Annotated in this window: 2 protein-coding genes; both read right to left on the bottom strand. The window is 66.3% G+C overall.

Annotated elements, in window-relative coordinates:
* The coding region (locus G7A99_RS25100; protein ID WP_240466064.1) for an aminotransferase class III-fold pyridoxal phosphate-dependent enzyme at nucleotides 1-725 on the bottom strand (725 nt) is incomplete at its 3' end.
* A 20-nt stretch (nucleotides 726-745) separates the two neighbouring features.
* The gene (gene ectA / locus G7A99_RS01930) at nucleotides 746-1,276 is read right to left on the bottom strand and encodes a diaminobutyrate acetyltransferase (RefSeq protein WP_018716926.1); all 531 of its coding nucleotides are present in this window, start codon (nucleotides 1,274-1,276) and stop codon (nucleotides 746-748) included.
* Between the last annotated feature and the right edge of the window lie 79 nt (nucleotides 1,277-1,355).

Genomic DNA, 1,355 nt, shown 5'->3' with positions numbered 1-1,355 from the left:
GTCTGAATATCGTCGATGATGAACAGCATGTCGTGCTCGCGGCACAGGTCCTGCAGCTTGCGCAGCCACTCGCCGCTCGCCACGCGCACGCCGCCCTCGGCCTGCACCGTCTCGACGATCACGCCGGCGGGGATGCCGACACCGCTGCCGCCGTCGGCCAACATCTTCTCGAAGTAGTCGATGGTGTCGAATTCGTCGCCGAAGTAGCTGTCGTACGGCATCGAGGCGGTGTTGAGCAGCGGCACCCCGGCGCCGTCGCGCTTGAACTGGTTACCCGTGACCGACAGTGCACCGAGGGTCATGCCGTGGAAGGCGTTGGTGAACGCCACGAATCCCTCGCGGCCCTTGGCCTTGCGCGCGATCTTCAGGGCGCTCTCCACCGCGTTGGTGCCGGTCGGGCCGGGCAGCTGGATACGGTGGTTCATGCCACGCGGGGCGAGGATGATGTCGTGGTAGGCCTGCAGGAACTGCGCCCGCGCCACGCTCGCCATGTCCAGGCTGTGGATGATGTTGTCATCCGCCATGTAGTCGGTGAGGGCCTTCTTGATGTCGGGGTGATTGTGACCGTAGTTCATCACGCTCGCCCCGGCGAAGAAGTCCAGGTAGGCGGTCCCCTCGGTGTTGTAGAGATACGAGCCCCGCGCCTTCTCGAAGACCGTGGGGAAGCTGCGCACGTAGCTGCGCACCTCGGACTCGTACCGGTTGATCGCCTCCATGTAATCCATGGCTGATTCCCTCTCTGGATCTAGTAGTTGAGTGTGTTCGGCGCGTCCGCCGTGAACGGGCCGATAGAGAAGAGTTCCTCGTCATCATGCCCGGCCTCGGGGAAGTCCGCGGCGGTGAAGCACGGGCTGACGGCGCATTCGGCACCCAGGTCCCGGGCCACGGCGCGGAACAGCGCCCGCGATGCGGCGTTATCCGGCGTGATGGTGGTCTCCAGCCGGGTTGCCCCCTGACACCCGGGGGCGCGCAGGAAGGCGGCGACCAGGCGCTTGCCGAGACCCAGGCCCTGGGCCTCGGGCAGCAGCCCCACCTGCCAGAGGAACGCGGTGTCCGGGCGCTGTGGCCGGCGGTAGCCGGTGACGAAGCCAATCGTGCGGCCGTCGCGCTCCGCGACCACGCAGGTCTCCGAGAAGTCGCGGGCCATGAGCAGGTACAGGTAGCTGGAGTTCTCGTCGAGCACCCCGGCGTCACGGACAACCCGCCACATGCCGCCACCATCGGCGATCGCCGGCTGTCTCAGAATGATGCCGTCCTCACTGGGTCTGCTGGCCATTGCGCACTCCTCGCTCAGGGTTATTCGGTCGCTGTGCGGCGTTCACGCCTTCCGGACCGCCGGACACGACATGTCTTAC

The sequence above is a fragment of the Arhodomonas sp. KWT genome, assembly GCF_010993615.1.
The sequence above is the reverse complement of the archived record's forward strand: the minus strand, read 5'-3'. Positions and strand labels throughout refer to the sequence as shown.

Coding starts and splice junctions, on each gene's coding strand:
- ectA (WP_018716926.1), bottom strand. CDS start 1,276: ATGGCCAGCAGACCCAGTGAGGACGGCATCATTCTGAGACAGCCGGCG.